This window comes from Arthrobacter sp. FW306-06-A (assembly GCF_021870055.1).
Taxonomy (GTDB): domain Bacteria; phylum Actinomycetota; class Actinomycetes; order Actinomycetales; family Micrococcaceae; genus Arthrobacter.
Map to the genome: position 1 here is coordinate 2,385,950 of NZ_CP084552.1, position 25,638 is coordinate 2,411,587.

Here is a 25,638-nt window from a genome sequence, read left to right on the forward strand (position 1 = left end):
CACCTCAGAAGGACACAGACTGTGGCAGAAAACGCACGTGATCACAGGGACGGCCAGGGCCGCTCCGAGTACCATGGCGTACCCGCCAACGCCCTGCCGCTTACGGCCAGCGAGGACCGCCAGTGGGCCACGCTGGCGCACTTCGGCGGGATCCTGGGGTGCATCCCCTCGCTGCTGATCTACCTGATCTTCCGCGACCGCGGGCCGTTCACCGCGCAGGAATCCAAGGAAGCGCTGAACTTCAGCCTGCCGCCCACCATCGCCGCGGTGCTGGCCAACATCCTGGTCTTCATCCCCTATGTGGGAAACATCTTCGCGGTCATCGCCACACTGATCTGGGTGGCCCTCACCTGCTTCTCCGTAGCCGCAGGTATCCACGTCAACCGTGGCCAGCCGCACCGCTACCAGTACAACCTGCGCTGGATCAAGTAGTCCCCGCCCGTTCCCTAGCCTCGCAAGCTCGGGCCGGGGCCCTACGGGCGTGGGCCCACCCAGCGGCTCCCTGCCCTCGCAAGCTGTGGGGCGCACCCAGCGGCTTCCTGAGATTAGTCGGGGAGGATGCGGCGGACCACTGCGTCTGCCAGCAGCCTGCCCTTGAGGGTCAGCACCAGGCGTCCGCGGAAAGCAGCAGCAGGCTCCACCAGGCCGCCCGCGATCAGCCCGGCCACCTCGTGCCGCCCGGCGGCGCTGAGCGTTGACACCTCAAGTCCTGACTGCAGGCGCGCCTCGAGCATCACCTTTTCCAGGTGCCTGGTTTCCGGATCCAGGGTCTCCCTGCCGGCAGCCGGCGACAGCCCCTGCGACAGCCGGTTGGCATAGGCGGACGGGTGCTTGACGTTCCACCAGCGGACCCCGCCCATGTGGGAGTGGGCGCCCGGCCCGATCCCCCACCAGTCGTCGCCCCGCCAGTATGCGAGGTTGTGCCGGCACGCCTGCTCCGGAGTGCGCGCCCAATTGCTGACCTCATACCAGCCAAGCCCTGCTTCGGTGATCAGCTGGTCGGCGAGCTCGTACTTGTCGGCGTGGTCGTCGTCGTCAATTCCCGGGACCTCACCGCGCCGCATCTGGGCTGCCAGCTTGGTACCCTCCTCGACGATCAGCGCGTAGGCGCTGATGTGGTCCGGCTGGTACGACAGGGCGGTCTCCAGTGAGTGCCGCCAGTCGGCCAGCGACTCCCCCGGCGTGCCGTAAATCAGGTCCAGGCTGACAGCCAGGCCGGCTTCCCTTGCCCACTGCACCACCTGCGGAACCCGGCTCGGCGTGTGGGTGCGGTCAAGGACCTTGAGGACGTGCGGAACGGCGGACTGCATGCCAAAGGACACGCGGGTGAAGCCGGCTTCCTTGAGGACGGCCAGGGATTCAGGGGTGACGGAGTCCGGGTTGGCTTCCGTGGTGACCTCGGCGCCGTCCTCGATGCCCCAGTGGTCGATGGCAGCGCGCAGGATCGCCGCAAGGTCGTCAGCGGGAAGCAGCGTGGGCGTGCCGCCGCCGAAAAAGACCGTGCTGAGCTTCCGCTCCGGCATGCCCGAGCCCGCCAGCACCTTGGCCGCCAAGGCCACTTCCGACACTGCCGTTTGGGCATATGCATCCTGGGATGCGCCGCCGCCGAGCTCGGTGGCGGTGTAGGTGTTGAAGTCGCAGTATCCGCAGCGCACGGCGCAAAAGGGAATGTGGACGTACAGGCCGAAAGCCCGGCCCGCCGCACCGTCCGCTGCCTGTGCAGGCAGCAGACCGTCCGACGGCGCCGGGTCGCCAAGGGGAAGGACGCTGGGCATCAGCGCGTCCCCCGCTGCGCAGTGGTCACTTCTTCTTTGCCTTGTCCTTCGATTCGTCCGTTGTGAGGGCGGCGATGAAGGCCTCCTGCGGCACTTCCACCGTGCCCACCATCTTCATGCGCTTCTTGCCTTCTTTTTGCTTTTCCAGCAGCTTGCGCTTACGTGAGATGTCACCGCCGTAGCATTTCGCCAGTACGTCCTTGCGGATGGCCCGGATGCTTTCACGGGCGATGATCCTGGAACCGATGGCCGCCTGGATGGGCACCTCGAACTGCTGCCGAGGGATGAGTTCGCGGAGCTTGCCGGTCATCATCACGCCGTAGGCGTATGCCTTGTCCCGGTGGGTAATGGCACTGAACGCGTCCACCTGCTCACCCTGGAGCATGATGTCCACCTTGACCAGGTCGGCAACCTGCTCGCCGTCGGCTTTCCAGTCCAGGGAGCCGTAGCCGCGGGTCTTCGACTTCAGGATGTCAAAGAAGTCGAAGACGATTTCCGCCAGCGGCAGGCGGTAGCGGATTTCCACCCGGTCCTCGGAGAGGTAGTCCATGCCGCCCATGACGCCGCGGCGTGACTGACACAGTTCCATGATGGCGCCGACGAATTCGTTGGGGGCCAGGATGGTGGCGGAGACCATGGGTTCGCGTACTTCCGCGATCTTGCCGGTGGGGTACTCGCTGGGGTTGGTCACGCGGACCACCTTCTTGTCCTCCAGGGTCACCTCGTATTCCACGTTAGGCGCAGTGGAGATGAGGTCGAGGTTGTATTCGCGCTCCAGGCGTTCGCGGGTGATCTCGAGGTGCAGGAGACCCAGGAAGCCCACCCGGAAACCGAAGCCCAGCGCAGCCGAGGTCTCCGGTTCGTACACCAGCGCCGCGTCGTTGAGCATGAGCTTTTCGAGGGCGTCACGGAGTACCGGGTAGTCGGCGCCGTCCAGCGGGTACAGGCCGGAGAACACCATGGGCTTGGCATCGGCGTAGCCGGGCAGCGACTGGGCTGCCGGCTTGGCCAGGTTGGTGACAGTGTCGCCCACCTTGGACTGCCGGACGTCCTTCACGCCGGTGATCAGGTAGCCCACTTCACCGACGCCCAGGCCCTTGGAAGGTGTGGGCTCGGGTGAGCTGACGCCGATTTCCAGGAGCTCGTGCGAGGCCCTGGTGGACATCATCTGGATGCGTTCCCGCGGGTGGAGCATGCCGTCCACCACGCGAACGTAGGTCACCACGCCGCGGTAGGTGTCGTAGACAGAGTCGAAGATCATGGCACGGGCCGGACCATCGGGGTCACCCTCCGGCGCCGGAAGGTCCCTGACAATCTTGTCCAGGAGGGCTTCCACGCCCACACCGGTCTTGCCGGACACGCGCAGGACATCCTCCGGGTCGCCGCCGATCAGGTTGGCCAGCTCAGCTGCGTACTTTTCGGGCTGAGCCGCGGGAAGGTCAATCTTGTTAAGCACCGGAATGATGGTGAGGTTGTTCTCCATGGCCAGGTACAGGTTGGCCAGCGTCTGGGCCTCAATGCCCTGGGCCGCGTCGACCAGCAGGATTGCGCCCTCGCAGGCGGCCAGGGACCTGGACACCTCGTAGGTGAAGTCCACGTGGCCCGGGGTGTCGATCATGTTCAGTGCGTAACTGACACCATCCACCTCCCACGGCATGCGGACAGCCTGGGACTTGATGGTGATGCCGCGTTCACGCTCGATGTCCATGCGGTCCAGGTACTGAGCCTTCATGTCGCGCGCCTGGACCACCCCGGTGGACTGCAGCATCCGGTCAGCCAGGGTGGACTTGCCGTGGTCAATATGCGCGATGATGCAAAAGTTCCGAATGATTGCCGGATCTGTCGCGGCGGGCACCGGTGCGGTGCGGGCCATGGGAGACACGCAGGGTCCTTACTGTTGGCTTTTCTGCAGCCATCCGGCGGCACGCGAAAGGCGCCCGCGGTCCAGCCGCACATCTTGAACCTCCAGTGTCCCACGTCCGGGACCCCGCCACCGCATCCTGACCGCCTTCTACCGGTGCGCTTCTGGAGCTCAACCCCGCCGATAAGCTGTCGGGATGGCCATTGATCTCCGCTCCCTGGGAAACGCCGTCCGCCGCGGACTGCGCCTGCTGCAGAACCGATCGTCCGTTCCACCGGTCCCAGGCAGGCTGCCGCCCAAGAGCGCCGGCGGCGGGGGTCCAGCGCCCGACAGCGCCACCGCAGCGTCGGCCGCCTACCCCGGTGACTTCCGCGGCCGCGCGGACATCCGCTACGCCCCGCAGCCGGACGGCGACCCGGATCCGGGTGAAGTGGTGTGGGCTTGGGTCCCCTATGAAGAGGACCACGGCAAGGGGAAGGACCGCCCGGTCCTCTTGGTGGGGCATCACGGCCCCTACCTCCTGGGACTGATGCTCACCAGCAGGGACAGGGTGCCCGCGGGTTCCACATCGGCCGAGTACGTGGACCTTGGGGCCGGCGGCTGGGACAGGCAGGGCCGGGCGAGCGAGGTGCGGCTGGACCGCATCCTCCAGATCCGACCCGACGGCATCCGGCGTGAAGGCGCGGTACTGGACAGGGCGCGCTTCGAAAAAGTGGCGGCCGGGCTCCGCAGGCGACACGGATGGAGCTGACCGGCGCAAATGGCCAGTGGCGCCGCTGACCTGCTATTCTTTATTGCTGTGTGTCCGTGCAGGTCGACGGTCACTGACAGCTGGCCGCCATAGGTATCCCCACGCCGCTCAGTCAAGGCCAGCTTGAAAGCCCTCTAGACCATTTCCGCATTACAAAGAGAGTTCACACGTGGCGAATATCAAGTCCCAGAAGAAGCGCATCCTGACCAACGAAAAGGCCCGCCTGCGCAACAACGCAGTCAAGTCCGAGCTGAAGACGGCCATCCGCGCCGTCAACACCGCTGTTGAGTCCGCTGACAAGGAAGCTGCTACTACTGCGCTCGTTTCTGCCAGCCGTAAGCTGGACAAGGCTGTCAGCAAGGGTGTTCTGCACAAGAACAACGCAGCGAACCGCAAGTCGGCGATCTCCAAGAAGGTCAACGCACTCTAAGGTTTCCAGTTCCCACGAACTGATGGTGTGGCCGGTACCCTCGGGTGCCGGCCACACGCCTTTAACGCGTTTTCTTCGGGAGCCGCGGCAGCCCGCCGTCGACGGTTACCTGAAACGCCTTATTCGTCTGCTGCGTGAGGCCATAAGGCGGCAGGAGCTGATGCCGTGCCGGCGCTACCTGCCCTGGACGGACATGGCAATCACGGTCACGGCATGCTCCACCGCGTAGACCGGGTCCCGGGAGAGGCCCTTGACCTGCGCGTCAGCCTCCGCCGTGGCCTGGATGGCGCGCACCAAGCCCTCGGGCGTCCAGCGCCGGACATCCCGCTGCGCCTGCTCGACCAGCCAGGGCTGCATTCCCAGGTCCGCGGCAATCTGCGCTGATGATCCAGAAGCACCTGCCACCCGGGCCACCGTCCTCAGCTTGGATGCCAGGGCTGCCACCAGTGGCACCGGGTCTGCGCCGGTAGCAAGGGCATGGCGGAGGGTGGACAGTGCCACCGGCGCGTTTCCCGCCATTGCTGCATCGGCCACCTTGAAAGCGGTGGCTTCGACCCGGCCACCGTAGTACTTGTCCACGGTTTCCGTGGTGACGGTGCTGCCCGCATCCGCGATCAGTTGTGCGCAGGCGGCGGCAAGTTCCGACAAGTCTGCACCCACGGCGTTCACCAACGCCTGTACTGCATCCTGGTTGATCCGCCGGCCGGCTGCCTTGAACTCCGCGACCACAAATTGGACCTTGTCCGCATCTTTCTTTAGCGGCTGGCAATCCACCACCGGCCAGCCGCCCTTCCTGATGGCGTCGAGGAGCTTCTTGCCGCGCGCTCCCCCGGCATGCCGGAGCACGACGACAGCGTCCTCCTCCGGGTGTTGGAGGTAAGCGAGGGCATCCGCGAGGAAGGCGTCGTTCATGCCCTCCACTGCTTCCACTTCGATGAGCTTGTTTTCACCGAAAAGCGAGGGACTCACCTGCATGGTGAGGGCGCCGGTCTCATAGCCGGCAGCGTTCATGCGGCTCAATTCAACGTCCGGTGCAGCTGCCCGTACCTGCGAACGTATCCTGTCCATGGCCCTGACGCCCAGATACTCCTCCGGCCCGCTCACCAGGACGATCCTGTCCGGAGTTACATCCCGCCAGGAGGCCGCGTTCGATGCCGGGGAGCGGGTTGCTCGCTTTTGCGCAGCGGCCATCGAAGGTCCCTTCCGGAGGTGTTATTGCAGTATCCCAGCCTGCCATGTCTGTGCCCCCGGTCCAAGCCGCAGGCGCGGCAGAATTGTTGCAGCCGCAGTTCCACCAGCCCGATCAGCACCACAGTGGCGGCGTGCGCTTCCTGAACTTTGCGGACGACCTGCAGGGGCCGGGCCGCCGCCCATACGGTGGCGAGTGTCACCACCGACAACAACACCATGGACAACAGTCCGGGTATCCCCTCCGGCCAGGGAAGGGCTGACCCCGGCAATTGAGCCGCGCACCGGGCGATGCCGCCTACTCCGGCGCTGAACATCCCTGCCACTGCTATCAGCCCCGTGGCCAGCCACGGCAGCAGAACCACCAAGGGTACAGCAGCGGTACCCAGCAGTGTCACGGGAGCCACAAGAGGTGAGGCGGCCACGTTGGCCAGCAGGGAATAGGTTGCAAACTGCGGCTGCAGGAAGACGATCACTGGCCCACACAGCAACTGCGCCGACAACGGAACCGCAACTGCCGCGGCCACCCACCGCGGCACTGCCGCGGGAATCCACCCGACGATCCGCCGTCCCAGGAGGATGATGCCCAGCGTGGCCAGGACGGACAGCAGGAATCCGAAACTCGAGCCCAGCTCCGGGTCCGACAGCAGGAGCCCGATAACAGCGAGGCACAGGAAGCTCAGGCCCCGTCCCGAGCGGCCGCCCGCCAGGGACGCGACACCAATGGCACCCATCAGCGCCGCGCGCAGGACGCTCGCATCAGGTCCCACCAGGACAACGAACAGGGCCAGGCCGGCGAGGGCGGCTCCAGCAGCAGGAGCGCGGGGCAGCCGGATACGACGGCACATCACCAGCAGCGCGCCCAGGACAAGGCAGCAGTTTGCGCCGCTGACAGCTGTCAGGTGGGTCATGCCCACGGCCTTCATCGCGTTGCCCAAGCCCTCGTCCAATGCACTGGTGTCGCCGGTGACCATTCCCGGAAGCAGTCCGCGGGCGTCGGGTGGCAGGAACGCGGAGGCGGCAACAAAACGCCCGCGCAGGTCCCTCGCTCCCGCCTCCAACAAGGAACCGTTATCCGACAGCGAGCTGCCTGAAGCGTTACCAGGGCCTGTCGAGGCATTGAGGTTCCCCGCTTCTTGGCCACCGGGCTCTGCGGGCCGCAGCTTGCCGGTTGCCCGCAGTGTCTGCCCGGGAACGACATTCCCCCAGCCTTGTCCGCCCATGACGACCAACCGGGCCCGTATCCGGACCAGAACACCGCCCGTCGTCACTTCACGGGTCAACACCGGCACCGACCACCGTTCCCCCGTTCCTCCCCGGCCGCCGATGGCGCGCGGATTTCCTGCCACCTCGACCACGGCAACGGCCGATTTCCCGGCCGCAACCGCTTCCGCGAGCGGCCCATCGGACCGTTGGCTGGAGGCTGTTGCAGAGTGTGCTGCGGCAGCAGCAGCCAATATCAAAGAGACGCCCGCTGCCGCCCGATAGCTGCGTCCCCGCGCCCTGCGGAAGGTGGGAACTGCAGCAGGCCCGGTGCCACCATGCGCTCTGCGTTTCCGTCCGCCCCTGGCTGCAATGGCCAGGAACGCGCCACCGAGCGCCACCAGGGCGCAGCAGAGGGCGGCCAACTCCGTGGGCGGCAGCCAAAGCCCCGCCACCGAGGCAGCCCACACCGACGCTGCCGGCAGGGCAAGCCGGAGGTCAGTACGCTTCTGCAGTTGGCCAGGACTTGAGTCGGCTTCTTCCTGGGCCTTGCGGGCGTCCACAATCCGTGCGCGCACCCGGTCCAGGCCGGATGTCGGCGTTGTCTCCCGGGCGGCCGGCACTGCGTCCATGTCCTGCACGGCCGACTCAATGAACCGGCTCCACGGGCTCTTTGCTCCTGGACGCCGGGTTACTGACGGTCGCGTTCCCTGACTTTCCGCCTCAGGACGCAGCATTCCTTTCCCACTCCTGGGATTCCGGACGGTCCCCTCCCGCCGCCGGTTCGTATTTCTCCTGCCCGGACTGGTGGCCACGGTTACCCCTGGACCGTGACCAAGGGAAGCAAGGCCTCAAGCATCTTGGGGCCAACACCGTCCACAGCGTCCAGCTCTTCGACGCTCTTGAAAGGACCATGTTCCTTCCGCCAGTCCACGATTCGCTGTGCCAGCACCGGGCCGACCTTTGGCAGCGTGTCCAGTTCAGCGGCGCCGGCGGTGTTCAGGTTGACCTTCGCGCCCTGGGTCCCCTGCTGCACGGTACCGCTTGTCCCGGAGGAGCTGGCCCCGGATCCATCCGGTCCTGTGCCTTCCGAAGCTGCAGCATCCGACCCGGCGGGCAGGGGTTCCCCATGCTGTGGGACGTAGATCTTCTGGCCGTCCTCCACCATAAGCGCAAGGTTGAGCCGGTTGGCATCGCCGTCAGCCAAAGCGCCACCCGCTGCAGCAATCGCGTCATCTACGCGGCTGCCCTGCTGCAGCCGGATGACCCCAGGTTTGGCAACAGCTCCGGCGACATGGACTACCACCAGTACCGCACTGCTGGGCTCCCCCTGGCTTGAAGCAGGGTCAGGGGCCGAACCCGCAGCGGCGTCACCCTTGGATTCTTCTGAGAGTCCCCCGGAATCCATCCCGCTCAGCGGCAAAACCTCCGGAGCTGCCGATCCTGCCTGGCACCAGAACCACGCCCCGGCCGCCGCGGCCAGCGCGGCCAGCAGCACGGCGACGCGCAGGCCGACCCGCCCTCGTAGGGAAGGTGACCGGCGGGATTCACTTTCAGCTCCATCCCCCTCGCCGGAGCCCCGGAACTCAAAACCCGTCTGACCCGGGCCATGCTCCAGAAGTCCGGGAGGTGCCTTACCGATGGTCGCTTGAAGCCTGGCGTGTGCGTGCCGCGCCTGCTGACCTGCTGTTCCAGCATCCCGGCGTGACATAGCTCCACCTTAGGAACCCAGTCGGTTAAACGGCGAGGAACCGGTGGCCCTATGTGGAAACATGCCGACGGCAGCGTGCAGCGGGGGCAGCTTATGAGGGGGTAAGTCCGTCAGAACCCGGAGGCGCAGGCGGGGAGTTGTATCGGGGTCCTGCTGGAGCCTGCCAATACCCGGCTCGGGAGTACCTGTCGAACCGTTGCCCCAGCGGGTTCTCACGCTGCGCGAGCAGCACGATGAGGATAATCCATCCGAGCACCGGTATGAGGGCGAGGAGCAACAACCAGCCGCTGAGGTTGGCATCGTGGAGGCGCCGGACCGCCACAGCGAGCGAAGGGACCACAGTGGCGAGGAACCAGATACCCCCGAGCGCACTGGACCCCGTCACTTGCCCATTGACGACTGTCGGGCTGATCGAGTTCAACACGGCGGACGCCAGTCCGGAGGCGAGGAACCACCACCAATACTCACTGCGACTGGCTCGTCCGGTAAAGACGGCGTACTTCTGGAATACACGCTTGACTGCCTCGACGGGCGGAGCGCCGTAGTAGGGGAAATCCAGCCCCGGGACTGCGTTCCGCGAAGCGTCCGGGGGCTGCTGCATGGTCATCGAACTGTCCCTTCCGATACGTCGCTGCCGCCAATGCTACGGAAACAGGAGGCGCAGGACCTGGGCCAGAGGGCCCTACTCCAGGACCAAGCGCAGACAAAAGCTTGGTGAAGACAGAAAACCAGTAAGTTGCGGGGCCTCCGACCGGAGCCGCTCAGCCCTCACATTCAGTGCAGTAGGCATGGCCGTCCTTTTCCCGCGCCTTCTGGGAGCGGTGGCGGACCAGGAAGCAGGACCAGCAGGTGAACTCGTCGTCAGCCTGGGGAATCACCTGGACGACGAGCTCTTCGGCGATGAACTCCCCGCCGGGGGTGAGCCCGTCCAGGGTGTCAGCCTCGTCGAGCTCCTGGACCACGGATTGCGCGTCCGGCGCTTTGGCGGACTTCAGTGCCTCCAGCGAGTTTTCCTGGGATTCCTTGACGTCGGTGCGGAGTTCATCGTAATCGGTTGCCACGAAGGTACATCTCTTTTCGCTTGATGGGTGTTACCGGTCCTGCAACGTACAGCCCAACGAAAGAATTCCCTGCCGGAACTGCTGCCTCATTTCAGGCGCTGCGCGTGCCCGTCAGTTGCGGGCCGCTACTCGATTTCCACCCTGCCCACAATGACCGCCAGGACACCCAGCCCGGCGTGGGCCGCCAGGACCGCCGGCAGGGAGCTGATCTGCGCGGGGGGACAATCCGGAAGAGCGGCTTCCAGTCTCGCCGCCAGGCTCTTAGCCTCCTCCGGGTTGCCGAAGTGATGGACGGCAAGGCGCACGGACTGACCCGGATGGGGTGCGGCTGCGGCCACAACAATTTCCTCAAGGCGCGCCACGGCCCTGGAAGCGGACCGCACCTTTTCGAGCGGCACGATCCTGCCGCCGTCGAGTGCCAGGATGGGTTTGATGGCAAGCATGGTGCCCAGCAGCGACGCAGCGGCTCCGATCCGCCCGCCGCGCCGCAATTGTTCCAGGCTGGGTACATAGAAAAAGACCTTGGTGCGGTCCGCCTGGGTGGCCGCCGCAGCGGCCACCGCCGCCCGGTCCGCACCAGCGGCCGCCGAGTTCACCGCGGCTTGAACCGCCATCCCCTGCGCCATGCCGACGGTCCGCGTATCAACTACGTCGACGGGGATTCCTACCCTGGCTGCAGCCAGGCGTGCGGAATCTGCCGTACCCGAAAGCTCGCCGGAGATGTGGACGGACACGACCGCATCGAACCCATGAAGCTGAGCGGCGCGGTAGGCCTGCTCGAATTGTCCCGGTGATGGCCTGGACGTTTTGACCGGAGTCCCCGCGGCCAATGCCAGGGCGATGGTCTCCAGGATGTCGTCTTCACCTTCGCCGTAAATTTCCGCACCCACCATGACGGGCATGGGCGTCACCGTCAGGATCCCGTCGCACGGTAGCCCGCGTGGATAGTCCGCAGGGAGGGCGGCAGCGGAGTCGGTCACGACGGCGGTGCGGACCACAGCGCCTCCGCCGCGTCCCGTGCCCTGCCGGGCCGCGGGACGGAGGCCGGAGAGCCGTGCGCGCACCCACGGCCAGGCGGCGGCGTTACTGTCAGGCAAAGGGCCTCCTGGAGACGGTGACCGGCTCAGCCAGGACCGGCCGCCGGAGGACAACCCCCGACGGCCGGCCCATGCTGCGGATGCGGCTATGCCGGGACGATGTTCACCAGCTTAGGGGCACGGACGATCACTGTCCTGATGCCCCGGCCGTCAAGGGCACGCTGCACGTTCTCCGACGCCAGGGCCAGCTCGCGCAGCTGGTCCTCGGAAACATCCGGGGAAACCTCCAGCCGGTCACGGACCTTGCCCTGGACCTGGACAACGGCAGTGACCGTCTCCTGGACCAGGAGCGCGGGATCGTGCGCCGGCCAGCCCGCATTGGCAACGGAGGCGGGGTGGCCCAGCAGGTTCCACATGTCTTCGGCCGTGTACGGCGCGAACAGGCTGAGGATCACGGCCACTGCCTCGGCCGCCTCGCGGACTGCCGGGTCGGATGCTCCTGCCCCGGAGTCAATCGCCTTGCGGGTGGCATTGACCAGTTCCATCAGCTTGGCCACCACAACGTTGAACTTGTTGGCGTCCAGGAGCTCGGCTGCATCCGCGATGGTGCGGTGCGTGACCGAACGCAGTGCGCGGTCGCCCGCGGCGAAATCGGCACCGGGCCCGCTGGTGACGTCCTGGGCCAGGCGCCACGCCCGGGCCAGGAACTTGGCGGAGCCCGACGGCGAAACGTCGGCCCAGTCCACGTCGTCCTCGGGCGGGGAAGCGAACACCATGGTCAGGCGGACAGCGTCCACACCGTACTTGTCCAGCTGTTCGCCGAGATCAACACCGTTGCCCAGCGACTTGCTCATGGCCTTGCCGCCGTTGAGCACCTGGCCCTGGTTGAGGAGTGCGCTGAAGGGTTCGTCCGCATCGATCATGCCCAGGTCATGAATGACCTTCGTAAAGAACCGCGCGTACAGCAGGTGGAGGATGGCGTGCTCGACGCCGCCCACGTACTGGCCGACAGGCATCCAGTCGTTGATCTTCTGCGGATCGAAGGGGCCCTCCGTGTAGTGCGGCGATACGAACCGCAGGAAGTACCAGGACGAGTCCACGAACGTGTCCATGGTGTCGGTGTCCCGTTTGGCGGGGCCGTGGCAGGTGGGGCACTCGACGTTGACCCAGGACTCAGCGGCGGCCAGCGGCGAGGTGCCCTTGGGAGCCAGGTCCTCGCCGCGGAGGTCCGAGGGCAGGGTGACCGGCAGTTGCTCATCAGGAACCGGAACTTCGCCGCAGGACGGGCAGTGGATGATGGGGATGGGAGTGCCCCAGAAGCGCTGGCGGCTCAGCAGCCAGTCGCGGAGCCGGAAGTTCACGAACTTCTCACCCGTGCCCTGCCGCTCCAGCATGGCGATGGCGGCAGGAATGGCCTCGGCCTTGGGCAGGCCGTTGAGCTCGCCGGAGTTGATCAGGGTGCCCTCCCCCGCGGTGGCCGTGCCGGAAACAGCAGGGTCCTCCTCGCCCGTGTCCAGGACGGCCCGGACGGGCAGGCCGAAGGCGCGGGCGAAGTCGAGGTCGCGCTGGTCGTGGGCCGGCACGGCCATGATGGCGCCCGTGCCATAGTCCGCCAGGACGTAGTCGGCGGCCCAGACGGGCAGCTTCTCGCCGTTCAGGGGATTGACGGCGTAGCGGCCGGTGAAGACGCCGGTCTTTTCGCGCTCGGTGGACTGGCGTTCGATTTCGGAGAGTGCCTTGACCCGTTCGCGGTATTCGTCCAGGGCGGCGGCGTGCTCGTCGGTAACGAGTTCGACGGCGAGCGGCGCGTCGGCTGCCACCACGAAGAACGTTGCCCCGTAGAGGGTGTCCGGGCGGGTGGTGAAGACCGTGACCTCCTTGGCGGGCTTGCCGCCGTCGGCCTCGATCACGAAGTTGACGTGGGCACCCTCGGACCGGCCGATCCAGTTCTTCTGCATGGCCAGGACGCGCTCGGGCCAGTGGCCGCGCAGCTCTTCCATGTCGTCCAGCAGGCGGTCCGCGTAGTCAGTGATCTTGAAGTACCACTGGTTCAGGGACTTCTTCGTGACCGTGGTGCCGCAGCGCTCACAGGCCCCGTTGACAACCTGCTCGTTGGCCAGGACGGTTTGGTCCTTGGGGCACCAGTTCACCGGGGAGTTCTTCCGGTAGGCCAGTCCGCGCTCGTAAAACCGCTTGAACAGCCACTGGGTCCAGCGGTAGTACTCGGGGTCGGAGGTGTGGAGGCGGCGCGACCAGTCGGCGGAGATGGCGTACCGCTTGAAGGACGCTGCCTGGGTGTCGATGTTGGCGTAGGTCCACTCACTGGGGTGGGCGTTGCGCTTGATGGCGGCGTTTTCCGCGGGCAGGCCGAAGGAGTCCCAGCCGATTGGGTGCAGCACGTCGTAGCCCTGCTGGCGCAGGTAGCGGGCCACCACGTCGCCCATGGCGAACGCTTCCGCGTGGCCCATGTGCAGGTCACCTGAGGGGTACGGGAACATGTCAAGCACGTAGCGGCGCTCCCGGGACCCGTCGTCCACAGGGGTGAAGACCTTGAGGTCCTCCCACACCTGGGGCCATTTGGCCTCAATGGCGGTGAAACTGTAGGTGCCCTCTTCAGGCTCCGCCGATACTGTTGTTGCTGTTCCGGTCTCTGTCTCCGGCTGAACGCCCACTGCTGCCCTCTTCTGTTCTGTTACGGCATTTGTGCTGCCATAACGGCCTGATCCCCCTGCTGCCGGTCCGGCGCAAAGCCCCGGACACACAAAAGCCCCTCACGAAGGGAGGGGCTGCCGCTCAGCTGTCCGATAATCGGAGCCGGCGGCTAACTAAGCAGAAGGATCGCACGCATGAATCTACTTTAGCGCACCTGCACACCCCCTCAGCGTAAGTCGCAACGAGCGGCTGAGGTGGCAGCAGCCGGAAGAGAGGGGCCGGAGACTCCCCGCCATGGTGTGGTGGGCACCGCGAAGCGGGCGGGCGGGAGTCTCCGGCCCCTCTCAGGGCCAGCTGCGGGCTACTTCACGTCCTCGTCGACCCAATCCATGGACTTGGTGACCGCCTTCTTCCAGAGCCGCATCTGGCGGTCCTGTTCGGCCTGGTCCATCTGCGGTTCCCAGCGCTTGTCCTCGGACCAGTTGGCGGAGCATTCGCCCAGGTCCTTCCAGAACCCGACGGCCAGGCCTGCCGCGTAGGCAGCACCCAGCGCGGTGGTCTCGATGACCTTGGGGCGGATGACCGGGACGCCAAGGATGTCCGCCTGGAACTGCATCAAGGCATCATTGGCCACCATGCCGCCGTCGACCTTCAACTCGCTCAGCGGCACGCCTGAGTCCGCGTTGACCGCATCCAGGACCTCGCGGGTCTGGAACGCGGTGGCTTCCAGCGCGGCCCGGGCAATGTGGTTCTTGTTCACGAACCGGGTCAGGCCGACGATTGCGCCGCGGGCATCGGAGCGCCAGTACGGGGCGAACAGGCCGGAGAAGGCCGGGACGATGTAGACACCGCCGTTGTCCTTGACCGCCGCTGCCAGCGTCTCCACTTCCGGTGCGCTGCTGATCATGCCCAGGTTGTCCCGAAGCCACTGCACCAGGGAGCCGGTGACCGCGATCGACCCTTCGAGGGCGTAATGCGGCTTGGCGTCGCCGAGCTTGTACCCGACGGTGGTGAGGAGGCCGTTCTTGGAGTGGACGATTTCCTCGCCGGTGTTGAAGATCAGGAAGCAGCCTGTGCCGTAGGTGTTCTTGGCTTCACCGGCGTCGAAGGCGGCCTGGCCGAACGTTGCGGCCTGCTGGTCGCCAAGGATGCCGGCCACCGGCGTCTCGCGGAGCAGCTGGGAGCTGTGGACGGTGCCGTAAACCTCCGAGGAGGACTTGATTTCCGGCATCATGCTGCGCGGTACGCCGAAGATGCCGAGGATTTCGTCGTCCCACTGCAGGGTTTCGAGGTCCATGAACAGGGTGCGGGAAGCGTTGGTGACGTCGGTGACGTGAACGCCGCCGTCAACGCCACCGGTCAGGTTCCACAGGACCCAGGCGTCGGTGTTGCCGAAGACCAGGTCCCCGGCCTCGGCCTTTTCCCGGGCGCCGTCAACGTTGTCCAGGATCCATTTGATCTTGGTACCGGAGAAGTAGGTGGCCAGCGGCAGGCCCACTTTTTGTTTGAAGCGGTCTGCCCCGCCGTCTTTGGCCAGCTGGTCCACGATGTCCTGGGTGCGGGTGTCCTGCCAGACAATGGCGTTGTACACGGGCTTGCCCGTGGTCTTGTCCCACACCACGGCCGTTTCACGCTGGTTGGTGATGCCGACGGCGGCGATATCGTGCCGCGTCAGGTTCGCCTTGGAGAGGGCCGAGCCAATGACCTCACGGGTGTTGTTCCAGATTTCCGTTGCGTCGTGTTCCACCCAGCCGGCCTGCGGGAAGATCTGCTCGTGTTCCATCTGTCCACTGGAGACAATGGCGCCGCTGTGGTCGAAAATGATCGCGCGCGTGCTGGTGGTGCCCTGGTCAATGGCGATTACGTACTGGTTCATGATGACGTCCTTGTCTTTGTTGGTTGGAATGGGTGTGGGTCAGGCAGCAGCCGTGACGATGATGGGAACAATGCGGGCCACCAGGCCGCCGAGCGCCCCGCCGACCAGCGGTCCGACGACGGGGATCCAGGAGTAGGCCCAGTCACTGGAACCCTTGCCCTTGATGGGAAGCACAGCGTGGGCGATGCGGGGGCCGAGGTCACGGGCGGGGTTAATGGCGTAGCCGGTGGGGCCGCCAAGGGAAACACCGATGCCGACCACCAGCAGGGCGACGGCGAGCGGGCCCAGGCCGGAGGGGGTGCCGCCCAAAGTGAGGATGACGAAAACCAGGACGAAAGTGCCGATGATCTCGGTGATGAGGTTCCATGAGGTGGATCGGATGGCAGGGCCGGTGGAAAAGGTTCCAAGCTTGCCAGCGGGTTCCGGTTCGTCATCGAAGTGCTGCTTGTACGCCAGCCAGCAGACGACTGCGCCAAGGAAAGCGCCCACCATCTCGCCCCCGAAGTAGGTGAGGGTAGATGCGAAATCCACGGCGACGCCGGGGGCATACTCGGCTTTGCCGTTGAGCAGCAGGCCAAGAGTGACAGCCGGGTTCAGGTGCGCGCCCGACTTGGCGGCAACGAATACGCCGCAGAACACGGCGATACCCCATCCCCACGTGACCATCAGGAAACCGCCGCCATTGCCTTTTGTCCCCCGCAAAGCCACGTTGGCAACGACGCCGCAACCCAACAGGGTCAGCATTGCCGTGCCAAAGACTTCGGAGAGGAAGACTATTCCTAGAGACATCTTTGACTCCTTCTTTGTTTAGTTGTCGGTTCTCCGTGGGTGAAGAACCGTTGGCCGGGACGCTGGCGCGTCCCGGCCGGCTGCCCGGCCTTAGGAGACCAGGCTGTGCGTTTCCACGCGGTGGAAACGCTGCAGCACGTCCTGGGCGTGCTTGATCTCAGCAGCGCGGGTTGCGGCGTCCCACTTGAGCGGGACGGACAACACCTCGGCCACTTCATTGAGAAGTTCTCCGGTGACCAATCCGCGGAAGGCAAGGGAGGTGCGCCGGATGAACACATCCACCAGGTGCCCCACCTGCTCATTCGCCGCCATGAACCCCAGTTCACGGACAGTGAGTTCGCGGGTGGAGCGCAGTGGCCGGTCGGGTTCCGCATCGAGGTACGAGATCACTGCTTCGGCGCGTGTCCCGTAGCGGGTCAGCAGTCCGGCTGTGCGGTCTGCGTCACGGCCGGCGCCCATGTGTGCCTTGATCCATTTCTGTTCGCCGGCCTCATCGGCCGGGAAGCCGGCGCCGCCGCCGATGGGGAGCTGCGCCGTCGACACTTTCCGCTGTACGCCGAGCTCGGAGAGGACCTCGTTGGTCAGGTGCTCGGCAAGGGCACGGAAGGTGGTCCACTTGCCGCCCACCAGGCTCAGGACGATGGCACCGCTTCCGTTGTCGCCGGAGGCGCGGCGTTCAATACGGTAGTCGCGGGAGACGAAGCCGGGCTGCGTGGCGTCGTGGCTCGGCAGGGGGCGCACACCGGAGAAGGTGTAGACGATGTCGTCGGGCGTCACGTCGATCGAGGGGAAGACGTGGCCGATGAGGTCGAAGAAGTACTGGATCTCCTCATCCGTGCAGATGGCGTCCTCCGTCATGTCCGCATCCACGTCGGTGGTGCCCACCAGTACGCGGTCGCCCATGGGGTAGATGAGGACGATCCGGCCGTCGGTGTGCTCGAAGAAGATTTCGCGTCCGCGGCAGGCCGCGAGGAGGCCGGGGTGGTCAAGCACGATGTGCGAGCCCTTGGTGCCGCCCATGAAGGACGATGCAGCGCCCATGGACTCGTTGGTGAGGTCCACCCATGCCCCGGTGGTGTTGACGATGATGTCAGCCGTGAAGTCGAATTCTTCACCGGTGAGTTCGTCGCGAAGCCGGACCGTGCTGCCACGGCCAGTCCCCGGGTTGGGTGCGGACGACATCGACTGCAGTGAGAGGTAGTTGCTGGCCCGGGCAGTGTTCCCCTGCGCTCCGGCGGCCTGGGCATTGCCCGCGCGGCCTGCCTTTTCGCCGTCCTGCAGGACGTCGAGCGTCAGCCGCTCCGGGTTGTGGACGGAGGCGTCGAAGTAGGTCGCCGTGTATTTGACGTCGGGGCGGAGATCCGGGAGCTCCTGGAGGGCCGCCTTGTGGGTGCGGAACTGGTGTCGCGGCACCGTCCCACCGTCACGGGAGAACGAATCGTAGAGGCTGAGGCCGGCCTTGATGAGGAACGCGCCGCGCTCCTTGGGCTTGCCCTGCTGCTTGTGCGTCAGGAAGCGCAGCGGTGCGGACAGGATCCCGGAGAAGGTGCTGAAAATCGGGATTGTTGTCTGCAAAGGCTTGACGTAGTGCGGGGCAATCTTCAGCAGGCGGTTGCGTTCCACCACGGACTCACGGACCAGGCGGAATTCACCGTTTTCGAGGTAGCGGATGCCGCCGTGGATCATGTGCGAGGATGCGCCGCTTGCACCCTGGCAGTAGTCACCGCGCTCCACCAGTGCGACGTCCACGCCCTGCAGGGCCAGGTCACGGAACGTGCCAACGCCGTTGATGCCACCTCCCACTACCAGCACCTTCGCGTGGGGGCGGCGCCGCAGGCTGTGGACCGAGGGGCGTTCGGCCCCTGGAAGGGGCGCGCTGACAGAGGGTTGAGCAGATGAATCCTTGGGTCCCAAAACTACTCCCTTGGGGCTTTGTGTGATGCGGACACCGCTTGGTGGCGCCGCCGTTCTGCTCTATTGTTCGGAGAAATGGAAAATGGAGTCAAGGACTATGCACAAACGTGCAGAACGGAACTGAGATGGCACTTTCCCGCGACCAAGATGCCCTCCGAGCTGCACAAATGTATTATCTGCAGGACCTGACGATGGATGCGATAGCACGTGAACTGCGCACCTCCCGGTCCACTGTTTCCCGCCTCCTGTCCTCCGCCAGGGAGTCCGGCCTGGTGCAGATCCAAATCCGCAACCCCCTGGACACCGGCCCGGAGCTGGAGGGGATGATCCGACGCCGGTACAACCTGGATGTCCATGTGGTTCCGATCCTCGGGACGCTCAACGAGGCGGAGACCCTGGACCGGGTAGCCATGCAGGCGGCCCGGACCATCGGGCCCCTGGTGGACTCCAACGCCATCATCGGGGTGGCCTGGGGGTCAACCCTCAGTGCGGTGAGCAGGCACCTCACCAGGAAGATCACGCATGACAGCGTCATCGTCCAGCTCAACGGTGCCGGCAACATGCACACCACCGGCATTACCTATGCAAGCGACATCATGCGCAGGTTCGGCAGCGCTTACGGGGCCCGGGTGGAGCAGTTTCCCGTCCCGGCTTTTTTTGACCACGCCGCCACCAAGACGGCCATGTGGAATGAACGCAGCGTACAGCGCGTCCTGGAGCTGCAGGCCAAGATGAGCATCGCCATTTTCGGTGTCGGTTCCGTGCACGCCGACTACCCCAGCCATGTTTACGCAGGCGGGTACCTGGACGAGGACGACCTGAACGCGCTCGCCAACTCCGACGTCGTGGGTGACGTGGCCACCGTTTTCTTCCGGGCCGACGGTTCCTCCGACGGGATAGTCCTGAACGAACGGTCCACCGGCCCTGCGCTGGCCCAGCTGCGGCAGGTCCGCCGCAGGATCTGCGTGGTGTCGGGGGTGTCCAAGATCAACGGCCTGCGCGGAGCCCTGGCGGCGCGGCTCGCCACCGATCTGATCCTTGATGAAGCAACTGCACGCCGCCTGGTCGATTACGAGGGGCTGACCAGCTGAAGTGGGTAGAGTCGGTGCCATGAGAACCTCACCCCGGCTCAGCCTGAACAATGGCGTGCTGATAGACCAGCTCGGCTTCGGGCTCTACAAAGTGCCGGCAGCAGACGCGGAAGGCCTGGTGGCCACCGCGCTCGCCGTTGGGTATCGGCACTTCGATACGGCCGCCATGTACGGTAACGAAACCGGCGTGGCGAGGGGCATCAGTTCCCAGCTGGGCGCCGGGGCCGGCAGCGGTGGTTCCGGGGAGCTCTTCCCGCCCCTGGGCCGCGAAGACGTGTTCGTTACCACAAAGGTGTGGAATGACCACCACGGCTACGACGCCACGCTGCGGGCATTCGACGACTCCATGGTCAACCTGGGCCTGGACTACGTGGACATGTACTTGATCCACTGGCCCTGCCCCCGCCGCGGCTTGTTCCCCGAAACCTACCGCGCGCTCGAGACGCTTTACCGTGAAGGCAGGGTCCGTGCCATTGGCGTGAGCAACTTCCAGCCGGCGCACCTCGACCGCCTGCTGCAAAGCGCCGAAGTGGTCCCCGCCGTCAACCAGATCGAACTCCACCCCTGGCTGCAGCAGGAAGAACTGCGCAGCAAGCACGCGGAACTCGGAATCCACACGGAGGCATGGAGTCCGCTGGGCCGAGGACAGGTCCTTGCCGACCCCGTCATCCAGGCCTGCGCCGCGGAGCACCGCAGGACGCCGGCGCAGGTGGTCCTCCGCTGGCACATGCAGCTGGGAAACATCGCCATCCCCAAGGCCAGCTCCGAAGCGCGGATCCGGGAGAACCTCGACGTCTTCGGTTTCGAGCTTTCAGAGCGTGACCTGGCGGCCATCAAGGAGCTGGACCGCGGGCAGCGGACCGGGTCCCACCCGGACAACGTCAACTAGGCCGGGCATGAATACTGTGAACCCGGAGACCGCCCCTGCGCCGGCGTACCTGAGCCCCGGCCTTGCCGCCCGCACGTCCGCCTCAACCGTGACCCTCGACGGCGGAACGGTGGCCTTCTGGACCTACGAACCCCTCCAAGAGACGCGGTATACCCGGACCATCCTGGTGGTCCACGGGTTCCGCGGCGACCACCACGGGCTCCTGCGCGTGGCGGACCAGCTCCCGGACATGCGTGTCATCATGCCGGACCTGCCAGGCTTTGGCGGTTCCGACGCTTTCGCCAGCGACCCGCACTCGGTGGAGCGTTACGGACAGTTCATCACCGATTTCATGGCATCCCAGGGCTTGGGGCCGGACACCGTGCTGTTGGGACATTCCTTCGGCTCCATCGTGGCGTCACACTTCGTGGCCAACAACCCGGACAGCGTAAACCCATTGATCCTCATCAACCCCATCGCCGCCCCGGCGCTGGAGGGACCCAAGGGCGTGATGACCCGGCTGGCCGTGCTCTACTACCGGCTGGCGGCCCGGCTTCCCCGGAAGCCCGGGCTGGCGCTTTTGCGCAATCCGCTGATTGTGCGGGTGATGAGCGAAACCATGGCCAAGACGCGCGACAGGGAGCTGCGCGCCTACATCCACGGACAGCACCACGCCTATTTCAGTTCCTTCGCCGACCGGGACAGCCTGCTGGAGTCCTTCACGGCCTCCGTCAGCAACCATGTGGCGGAGGTGGCGGACCGCTTGGACCTTCCTGTGTTGCTGATCGCCGGCGAAAAGGACGAAATTGCCACCCTTCCCAACCAGCACCGCCTCCTGGCTCTGCTGCCGGACGGGCAACTGAAGGTGATCCCCGGCGTCGGACACCTGATCCATTACGAAACGCCGGAACCGGCCGCCCGCTACATCCGCAGCTTCCTGGAGGACCACCCCGCGTGAAGATTGTCATCGATGCACGTTTCACCCGCACCGACCACCACGACGGCATCAGCCGCTACGGAGCAAGCCTGATTGCTGCCACGGCGAAGATCGCCGACGTGTCCATGCTGGTCTCCGATGTCCGGCAGCTGGCCCTCCTGCCGGACGTTCCGTACACGCTCATCAGCAGCCCGCTCTCCCCCCGCGAGCTGTTCGTCGCCCGGACGGTCAACGGCATTGGAGCGGACGTGGTGGTGTGCCCCATGCAGACCATGGGCACCTGGGGCCGCAAGTACGGCCTCATCCTCACCCTGCACGACCTCATTTACTACGAGCACCCCGCTCCCCCGGGTTTCCTGCCCGCACCCGTGCGCGTGCTCTGGCGGCTGTACCACAAGGCTTTCTGGCCGCAGCGCCTGCTCCTCAACCGCGCGGACATCGTAGCCACCATCAGCCGCACTACAGAGGCCCTGATGGCCAAGTACCGGCTAACGGGCCGGCCCGTGCGCATCATCGCCAACGCCCCGCAGCCTGCCCAGGAACCCCGCAACCCGTCTGGTGGAGCCGACAAAACCATCATCTACATGGGCTCGTTCATGCCGTACAAGAATGTGGAGACCATGGTGGCGGGTATGGCCGGGCTGCCCGGCTACACCCTGCACCTGCTCAGCCGCATAACGCCCCAGCGGCGCGCCGAACTGGAACGCATCATTCCGCCGGGCGCCTCCGTGGTGTTCCACAACGGCGTGACGGATGCGGAGTATGACGCGCTGCTGCGCCGGGCCACTGCACTGGTGAGCCTGTCCAGGGCCGAGGGGTATGGACTTCCCCTGGTCGAGGCCATGGCCTTGGGCACCCCGGTGATCGCCAGCGACATTCCGATCTTCCGGGAAGTGGGTGCGGACGCCGCACTCTATGTGGACCCCGAGTCCCCGGGGCAGTTCGCGGACGCGGTATCACGACTGCAGGATGATGCGCACTGGCAGGATCTGTCCCGGCGATCCATTGCGCGGGCAAGCGAGTTCAGCTGGGACGAGTCGGCACGCCAGCTGGTGGAAGCGGCGCACGAGGTCATGGCGAAAAGGCAGCGGGCCTAGAGCAGGTCAACCCTCAGAGCACATCCACACCGTCCAAGCGCAGCTGCACTGGGTCGATGGCACGTTTGGCCGCCACGGCTGCCCGGGTGACCCTTAGGACGCGGACGACGGCGGACGCCTGGCCGTACGGGAAGAACAGCAGGGTCCGTACGTCTTCGGCCGAGCGCCTGCCGGAGGGCGGTGCGGTCAGCAGCAGCGGCGCCGGGCCTGCGGCGCGGAGCGTTATTCCGGCGCGTGCGAGGTCCGCTTCCACGGCGCCGGTGAAGTGTTCCACGGCAGCCCGCGGCCCCGTCACCGATGCGATCCGCACTGCCGGGGGCAGCTGCAGCCCCGTTCGGAGGGACAGCTCGCGCTGGGCGTATCCTGCCGGATCCCACCGCAGCAGCGCGCCGGTGGCGGCTGCGTCCGAGGCCGTAACCACCACCAGACCCTTGTCCGGGGCGGGACGGACCAGGGCTGCAGCGTTGAACCAGCGCCGCACGGTGTCTTCGCCGGCACGGAGGGTTTCGCGGCGGAGCAGGGAATCCCCGTCCAGGAGCAGGGCGGCAGCGTAGCCGTCCTCTGCGACAGGTTCGGCCCCCACCGTGGCCACGACCAGCGCCTTGCCGGGGCCCACCCTGGCCTTCACTTGGTCCCCGGAGGACGTGATGACTGTTGTGCCGGGAAATGCGCGGCCAAGTTCCTCAGCGGTGCGCAGCACTCCGGTGGCGCCTTTGCGCAGCCTCCGGCCCCCGCAGTGGGAACACTTCCAGTCGGGTGCCGGGGTGGAACACCAGCGGCACTGCGGCAGCGCTGATGTTCCGGCCAGCGCCAGGGGTCCCTGGCAGCGGCCGCAGCGGGCCGGTTCACGGCACGTTTCGCATACCAGCGAGGGCGCGTAACCCGCCCTGGCCACCTGCACCAGCACGGGCCCGCGTTCCAGTCCTTCCTTGGCGGCCTGCCATGCCGCGTGCGGGAGGCGGGCGAGGGTGGCCAAGGGATCGCGCGCCTGTTCGAAGCTGTCCGCAGTGCTCACGACGCGGGCAACGGTCCTGCGGAGGGTTCCACGCTCGGTTTCGACCGGGACGGCCCACCCGGCTTCCACCAACCGCTGCACTTCGGTGCTGCGGGCATGTCCGGCAAGCAGGCAGGCGGTGCCTTCCTGCTCGGCCCGCAGGAGCAGGACCTCCCGGGCATGGGCGTATGGTGCGCGCTGCTCGATGTGAAGGTCGTCGCCGTCGTCCCAGCAGGCCACCAGCCCCAGGTCCTGAACAGGGGCGAACGCGGCGGACCTCGTGCCGATGGCGATTCTCGCGGTGCCGGCGAGCAGTCGCAGGAAGTTGCGGTACCGCGGCGTGGGGCCGTCATCTGCGGTGAGGCGGGCCACGGCCTCGGACGGCACCAGCCCGTTGAGCGCTTCCTCGAGCCGGTCCAGATCCCGGTAGTCGGGTACCACCAGCACTGATCCCCGGCCGGAGGCATAGGCGGCAGCAGCGGCCTGGGCCAGCAGGTCCGGCCAGCCTGCGGGCCCGTACCCCTGGAGGGGGTTGACGACGGCGCGGGGCGAGCCCCCACCCGCCAGGTGCCGGAGAAAAGCAGCACCTGTGCGGTACGCACCCCAGGCGGAAACGGCGGGGGTTCCCGCAGCCTCGGGCGCGGGCACCGCCTCCTCCGCGCCCAGCGAGTGGGGATAGTCCTTTTCAAGTTTCGCCACCCGCGGCGGCACCGCCAGTCGGAGGACATCGCTGACGGTACCGGCGTAACGGGCAGCAACGGCGGTGGCAAGGTCCCTGACGGCGGGTGTGAGGACCTGGACCGGGGACACCACCTTAGCCAGGGGCACAAGGGTGTGTCCGGCGTCGGACTCCTCCAGCCGCTCAAGGAGGTATCCGCTGAGGTCCTGGCCGTTGAACTTGACCTTCACCCGGGTTCCCGGCTGGGCGACCTGTTCCAGCGGCTCAGGGACGGCATAGTCGAAGGGGCGGTCGAGGTGTGGCAGGGAGGACTCAACCAGGACCCTTGCCACCGGCAGTTGGGCAGCAACTGCAACGCCGCCGGGCATTTTGCGTGCGGGGAAACCCTGCAAAAGGGTTGGCTGGACGGAGCTGTCAGAACCCATGACAGTTACCTCCGTTCAGCTACCGGTTTGACACGAACAGCAAAGCACCGGCCACTGACATTAGGCGTTGAAGTACGCCTTCAGGTCGTCAACCCGGTCCAGCCGCTCCCAGGTGAAGTCGGGGTCATCCCGGCCGAAGTGGCCGTGGGCGGCTGTCCTGGCGTAGATGGGCCGCTTAAGGTCCAGGGCATCAATGATGGCCCTGGGACGAAGGTCGAAAATTTCGGCGATGGCTTCGCTGATCCGGGCCGGATCCACGGTTTCGGTGCCAAACGTCTCCACGTAGGTTCCCACCGGCCGCGCCTGGCCGATGGCGTAGGCGATTTGGATCTCGGCGCGCTTGGCCAGGCCCGCGGCCACCACGTTCTTGGCTACCCAGCGCATGGCATACGCTGCGGAGCGGTCAACCTTGGACGGGTCCTTGCCGGAGAAGGCGCCGCCGCCGTGGCGTGCCATGCCGCCATAGGTGTCCACGATGATCTTGCGGCCGGTGAGGCCGGCGTCGCCCACAGGGCCGCCGATCACAAACTCGCCGGCAGGGTTGAGGATGTTGGCCGCGCGGGAAATATCCAGGTTGGCGGCAGCCAGGACAGGTTCAATCACGACGGCGGCGAGGTCGGCGCGCAGCTGCTCAAGGCTTGCGCCCTCGGCGTGCTGGCTGGAAATCACCACGGTTTCCACAGACACCGGAACGTCTTTGTCATAACCGACGGTGACCTGGGTCTTGCCGTCGGGGCGGAGGTAGGCCAGCTGGCCCGTCTTGCGGACGTCGGTGAGGCGTTCGGAGAGTCGATGGGCCAGCCAGATGGGCGTTGGCATGTAGGACGGCGTCTCGTCGCTGGCGTAGCCGAACATCAGGCCCTGGTCGCCGGCGCCCTGGAGGTCGTAGTCGTCCTCTTGGCGGCCTTCGCGGGCCTCGAGGGAGTTAAAGACGCCACCAGCGATGTCGTTGGACTGCTGTCCGATGGAAACGGACACGCCGCAGCGGGCGCCGTCGAACCCGTTGGCGGACGAGTCGTACCCGATGCCCAGGATGGTCTCACGGACGATCTGCGGGATTTCGACGTAGGCATCAGTGGTGACTTCGCCTGCCACATGCACCAGGCCGGTGGTGGCCATGGTCTCCACGGCCACGCGGGACTCTGGATCAGCGGACAGGAGCGCGTCCAGGATGGCGTCGCTGATCTGGTCGCAGATCTTGTCCGGGTGGCCTTCAGTGACCGACTCGGACGTGAAGAGCCGGAGCGCGGAGGGCGTGGCCCCGTGGGTGTGGGGAAGGTGCAGCGGTAAAGTCACTCA

The 25,638-nt window shown here is 66.1% G+C and carries 21 protein-coding genes; 7 read left to right on the forward strand and 14 right to left on the reverse strand.

From position 1 onward, the window contains the following. The first annotated feature begins 21 nt into the window (after nt 1–21). Nucleotides 22–432, forward strand: a complete 411-nt coding sequence (locus LFT49_RS10970; RefSeq protein WP_056336732.1) for a DUF4870 domain-containing protein — start codon at nt 22–24, stop codon at nt 430–432. Between the two features lie 113 nt (nt 433–545). Here the strand turns inward: LFT49_RS10970 and hemW are convergent, their stop codons facing one another. Then, on the reverse strand, nt 546–1,775 hold the full coding sequence (gene hemW, locus LFT49_RS10975) for a radical SAM family heme chaperone HemW (protein WP_237428209.1): 1,230 nt from the start codon (nt 1,773–1,775) through the stop codon (nt 546–548). A 25-nt stretch (nt 1,776–1,800) separates the two neighbouring features. Next, the gene (gene lepA, locus LFT49_RS10980) at nt 1,801–3,657 is read right to left on the reverse strand and encodes a translation elongation factor 4 (protein ID WP_236798435.1); all 1,857 of its coding nucleotides are present in this window, start codon (nt 3,655–3,657) and stop codon (nt 1,801–1,803) included. Nucleotides 3,658–3,832: 175 nt separating this feature from the next. Here lepA and LFT49_RS10985 point away from each other — a divergent pair, with 175 nt between their 5' ends. Next, entirely contained in the window at nt 3,833–4,387 is a 555-nt protein-coding gene (locus tag LFT49_RS10985) for a type II toxin-antitoxin system PemK/MazF family toxin (RefSeq protein ID WP_237428210.1), read from the forward strand. A gap of 169 nt (nt 4,388–4,556) precedes the next feature. Continuing rightward, nucleotides 4,557–4,817, forward strand: a complete 261-nt coding sequence (rpsT, locus tag LFT49_RS10990; protein ID WP_018761400.1) for a 30S ribosomal protein S20 — start codon at nt 4,557–4,559, stop codon at nt 4,815–4,817. 174 nt (nt 4,818–4,991) lie between these two features. Here the strand turns inward: rpsT and holA are convergent, their stop codons facing one another. The 10 genes from holA to LFT49_RS11040 form a co-directional block, all read right to left on the reverse strand. Further along, nucleotides 4,992–6,008 (reverse strand): DNA polymerase III subunit delta, encoded by a 1,017-nt coding sequence (holA, locus tag LFT49_RS10995; RefSeq protein ID WP_237428211.1) that lies wholly within the window; start codon nt 6,006–6,008, stop codon nt 4,992–4,994. Next, entirely contained in the window at nt 5,942–7,840 is a 1,899-nt protein-coding gene (locus LFT49_RS11000) for a ComEC/Rec2 family competence protein (RefSeq protein ID WP_237430509.1), read from the reverse strand. The genes holA and LFT49_RS11000 overlap by 67 nt, the downstream gene beginning before the upstream one ends. A gap of 185 nt (nt 7,841–8,025) precedes the next feature. Continuing rightward, complete coding sequence (locus LFT49_RS11005) at nt 8,026–8,919, reverse strand: ComEA family DNA-binding protein (RefSeq protein WP_237428212.1); 894 nt, start codon at nt 8,917–8,919, stop codon at nt 8,026–8,028. A 91-nt stretch (nt 8,920–9,010) separates the two neighbouring features. Continuing rightward, a complete protein-coding gene (locus tag LFT49_RS11010; protein WP_237428213.1) occupies nt 9,011–9,526 on the reverse strand; it encodes a DUF805 domain-containing protein in 516 nt (171 codons plus the stop codon). A 154-nt stretch (nt 9,527–9,680) separates the two neighbouring features. After that, nucleotides 9,681–9,980 carry a DUF4193 domain-containing protein gene (locus LFT49_RS11015; protein WP_236798440.1) on the reverse strand — a complete coding sequence of 100 codons (300 nt, stop codon included), beginning with the start codon at nt 9,978–9,980 and terminating at the stop codon, nt 9,681–9,683. Between the two features lie 125 nt (nt 9,981–10,105). Further along, nucleotides 10,106–11,077 carry a DegV family protein gene (locus LFT49_RS11020; RefSeq protein WP_237428214.1) on the reverse strand — a complete coding sequence of 324 codons (972 nt, stop codon included), beginning with the start codon at nt 11,075–11,077 and terminating at the stop codon, nt 10,106–10,108. Nucleotides 11,078–11,163: 86 nt separating this feature from the next. Further along, on the reverse strand, nt 11,164–13,689 hold the full coding sequence (gene leuS, locus LFT49_RS11025; RefSeq protein ID WP_237428215.1) for a leucine--tRNA ligase: 2,526 nt from the start codon (nt 13,687–13,689) through the stop codon (nt 11,164–11,166). Between the two features lie 341 nt (nt 13,690–14,030). Next, entirely contained in the window at nt 14,031–15,545 is a 1,515-nt protein-coding gene (gene glpK / locus LFT49_RS11030) for a glycerol kinase GlpK (protein WP_236798443.1), read from the reverse strand. A gap of 39 nt (nt 15,546–15,584) precedes the next feature. Then, complete coding sequence (locus LFT49_RS11035) at nt 15,585–16,334, reverse strand: MIP/aquaporin family protein (protein WP_236798444.1); 750 nt, start codon at nt 16,332–16,334, stop codon at nt 15,585–15,587. Nucleotides 16,335–16,424: 90 nt separating this feature from the next. After that, nucleotides 16,425–18,248, reverse strand: a complete 1,824-nt coding sequence (locus LFT49_RS11040) for a glycerol-3-phosphate dehydrogenase/oxidase (RefSeq protein ID WP_237428216.1) — start codon at nt 18,246–18,248, stop codon at nt 16,425–16,427. Nucleotides 18,249–18,373: 125 nt separating this feature from the next. Between LFT49_RS11040 and LFT49_RS11045 the strand changes: the two genes are divergently transcribed. The 4 genes from LFT49_RS11045 to LFT49_RS11060 are packed head-to-tail and all read left to right on the forward strand — an operon-like array spanning nt 18,374 to nt 22,241. After that, entirely contained in the window at nt 18,374–19,339 is a 966-nt protein-coding gene (locus LFT49_RS11045; protein ID WP_236802862.1) for a sugar-binding transcriptional regulator, read from the forward strand. Nucleotides 19,340–19,358: 19 nt separating this feature from the next. Further along, entirely contained in the window at nt 19,359–20,228 is an 870-nt protein-coding gene (locus tag LFT49_RS11050) for an aldo/keto reductase (RefSeq protein WP_236819570.1), read from the forward strand. A gap of 7 nt (nt 20,229–20,235) precedes the next feature. After that, nucleotides 20,236–21,165 carry an alpha/beta fold hydrolase gene (locus LFT49_RS11055; protein WP_237428217.1) on the forward strand — a complete coding sequence of 310 codons (930 nt, stop codon included), beginning with the start codon at nt 20,236–20,238 and terminating at the stop codon, nt 21,163–21,165. After that, a complete protein-coding gene (locus tag LFT49_RS11060; protein ID WP_236798448.1) occupies nt 21,162–22,241 on the forward strand; it encodes a glycosyltransferase family 4 protein in 1,080 nt (359 codons plus the stop codon). Before LFT49_RS11055 ends, LFT49_RS11060 begins: the two co-directional genes overlap by 4 nt. 13 nt (nt 22,242–22,254) lie before the next feature. On the opposite strand, the gene LFT49_RS11065 is transcribed toward LFT49_RS11060, so the two are convergent. Together LFT49_RS11065 and metK are read right to left on the reverse strand one after the other, a co-directional pair. After that, nucleotides 22,255–24,339: a primosomal protein N' gene (locus tag LFT49_RS11065; protein WP_236798449.1), complete on the reverse strand. Its 2,085-nt coding sequence runs from the start codon at nt 24,337–24,339 to the stop codon at nt 22,255–22,257. Between the two features lie 60 nt (nt 24,340–24,399). Then, nucleotides 24,400–25,635, reverse strand: coding sequence for a methionine adenosyltransferase (metK, locus tag LFT49_RS11070; RefSeq protein WP_237428218.1), 1,236 nt, complete (start codon nt 25,633–25,635; stop codon nt 24,400–24,402). Nucleotides 25,636–25,638 lie beyond the last annotated feature (3 nt).

Bases quoted from the DNA above. Each gene is read 5' to 3' on its own strand.
- hemW (WP_237428209.1), bottom strand. From the start codon at position 1,775: ATGCCCAGCGTCCTTCCCCTTGGCGACCCGGCGCCGTCGGACGGTCTG.
- LFT49_RS10985 (WP_237428210.1), top strand. From the start codon at position 3,833: ATGGCCATTGATCTCCGCTCCCTGGGAAACGCCGTCCGCCGCGGACTG.
- holA (WP_237428211.1), bottom strand. From the start codon at position 6,008: ATGGCCGCTGCGCAAAAGCGAGCAACCCGCTCCCCGGCATCGAACGCG.
- LFT49_RS11000 (WP_237430509.1), bottom strand. From the start codon at position 7,840: ATGGACGCAGTGCCGGCCGCCCGGGAGACAACGCCGACATCCGGCCTG.
- LFT49_RS11005 (WP_237428212.1), bottom strand. From the start codon at position 8,919: ATGTCACGCCGGGATGCTGGAACAGCAGGTCAGCAGGCGCGGCACGCA.
- LFT49_RS11010 (WP_237428213.1), bottom strand. From the start codon at position 9,526: ATGACCATGCAGCAGCCCCCGGACGCTTCGCGGAACGCAGTCCCGGGG.
- glpK (WP_236798443.1), bottom strand. From the start codon at position 15,545: ATGAACCAGTACGTAATCGCCATTGACCAGGGCACCACCAGCACGCGC.
- LFT49_RS11035 (WP_236798444.1), bottom strand. From the start codon at position 16,334: ATGTCTCTAGGAATAGTCTTCCTCTCCGAAGTCTTTGGCACGGCAATG.
- LFT49_RS11045 (WP_236802862.1), top strand. From the start codon at position 18,374: ATGGCACTTTCCCGCGACCAAGATGCCCTCCGAGCTGCACAAATGTAT.
- LFT49_RS11050 (WP_236819570.1), top strand. From the start codon at position 19,359: ATGAGAACCTCACCCCGGCTCAGCCTGAACAATGGCGTGCTGATAGAC.
- LFT49_RS11055 (WP_237428217.1), top strand. From the start codon at position 20,236: ATGAATACTGTGAACCCGGAGACCGCCCCTGCGCCGGCGTACCTGAGC.
- LFT49_RS11065 (WP_236798449.1), bottom strand. From the start codon at position 24,339: ATGGGTTCTGACAGCTCCGTCCAGCCAACCCTTTTGCAGGGTTTCCCC.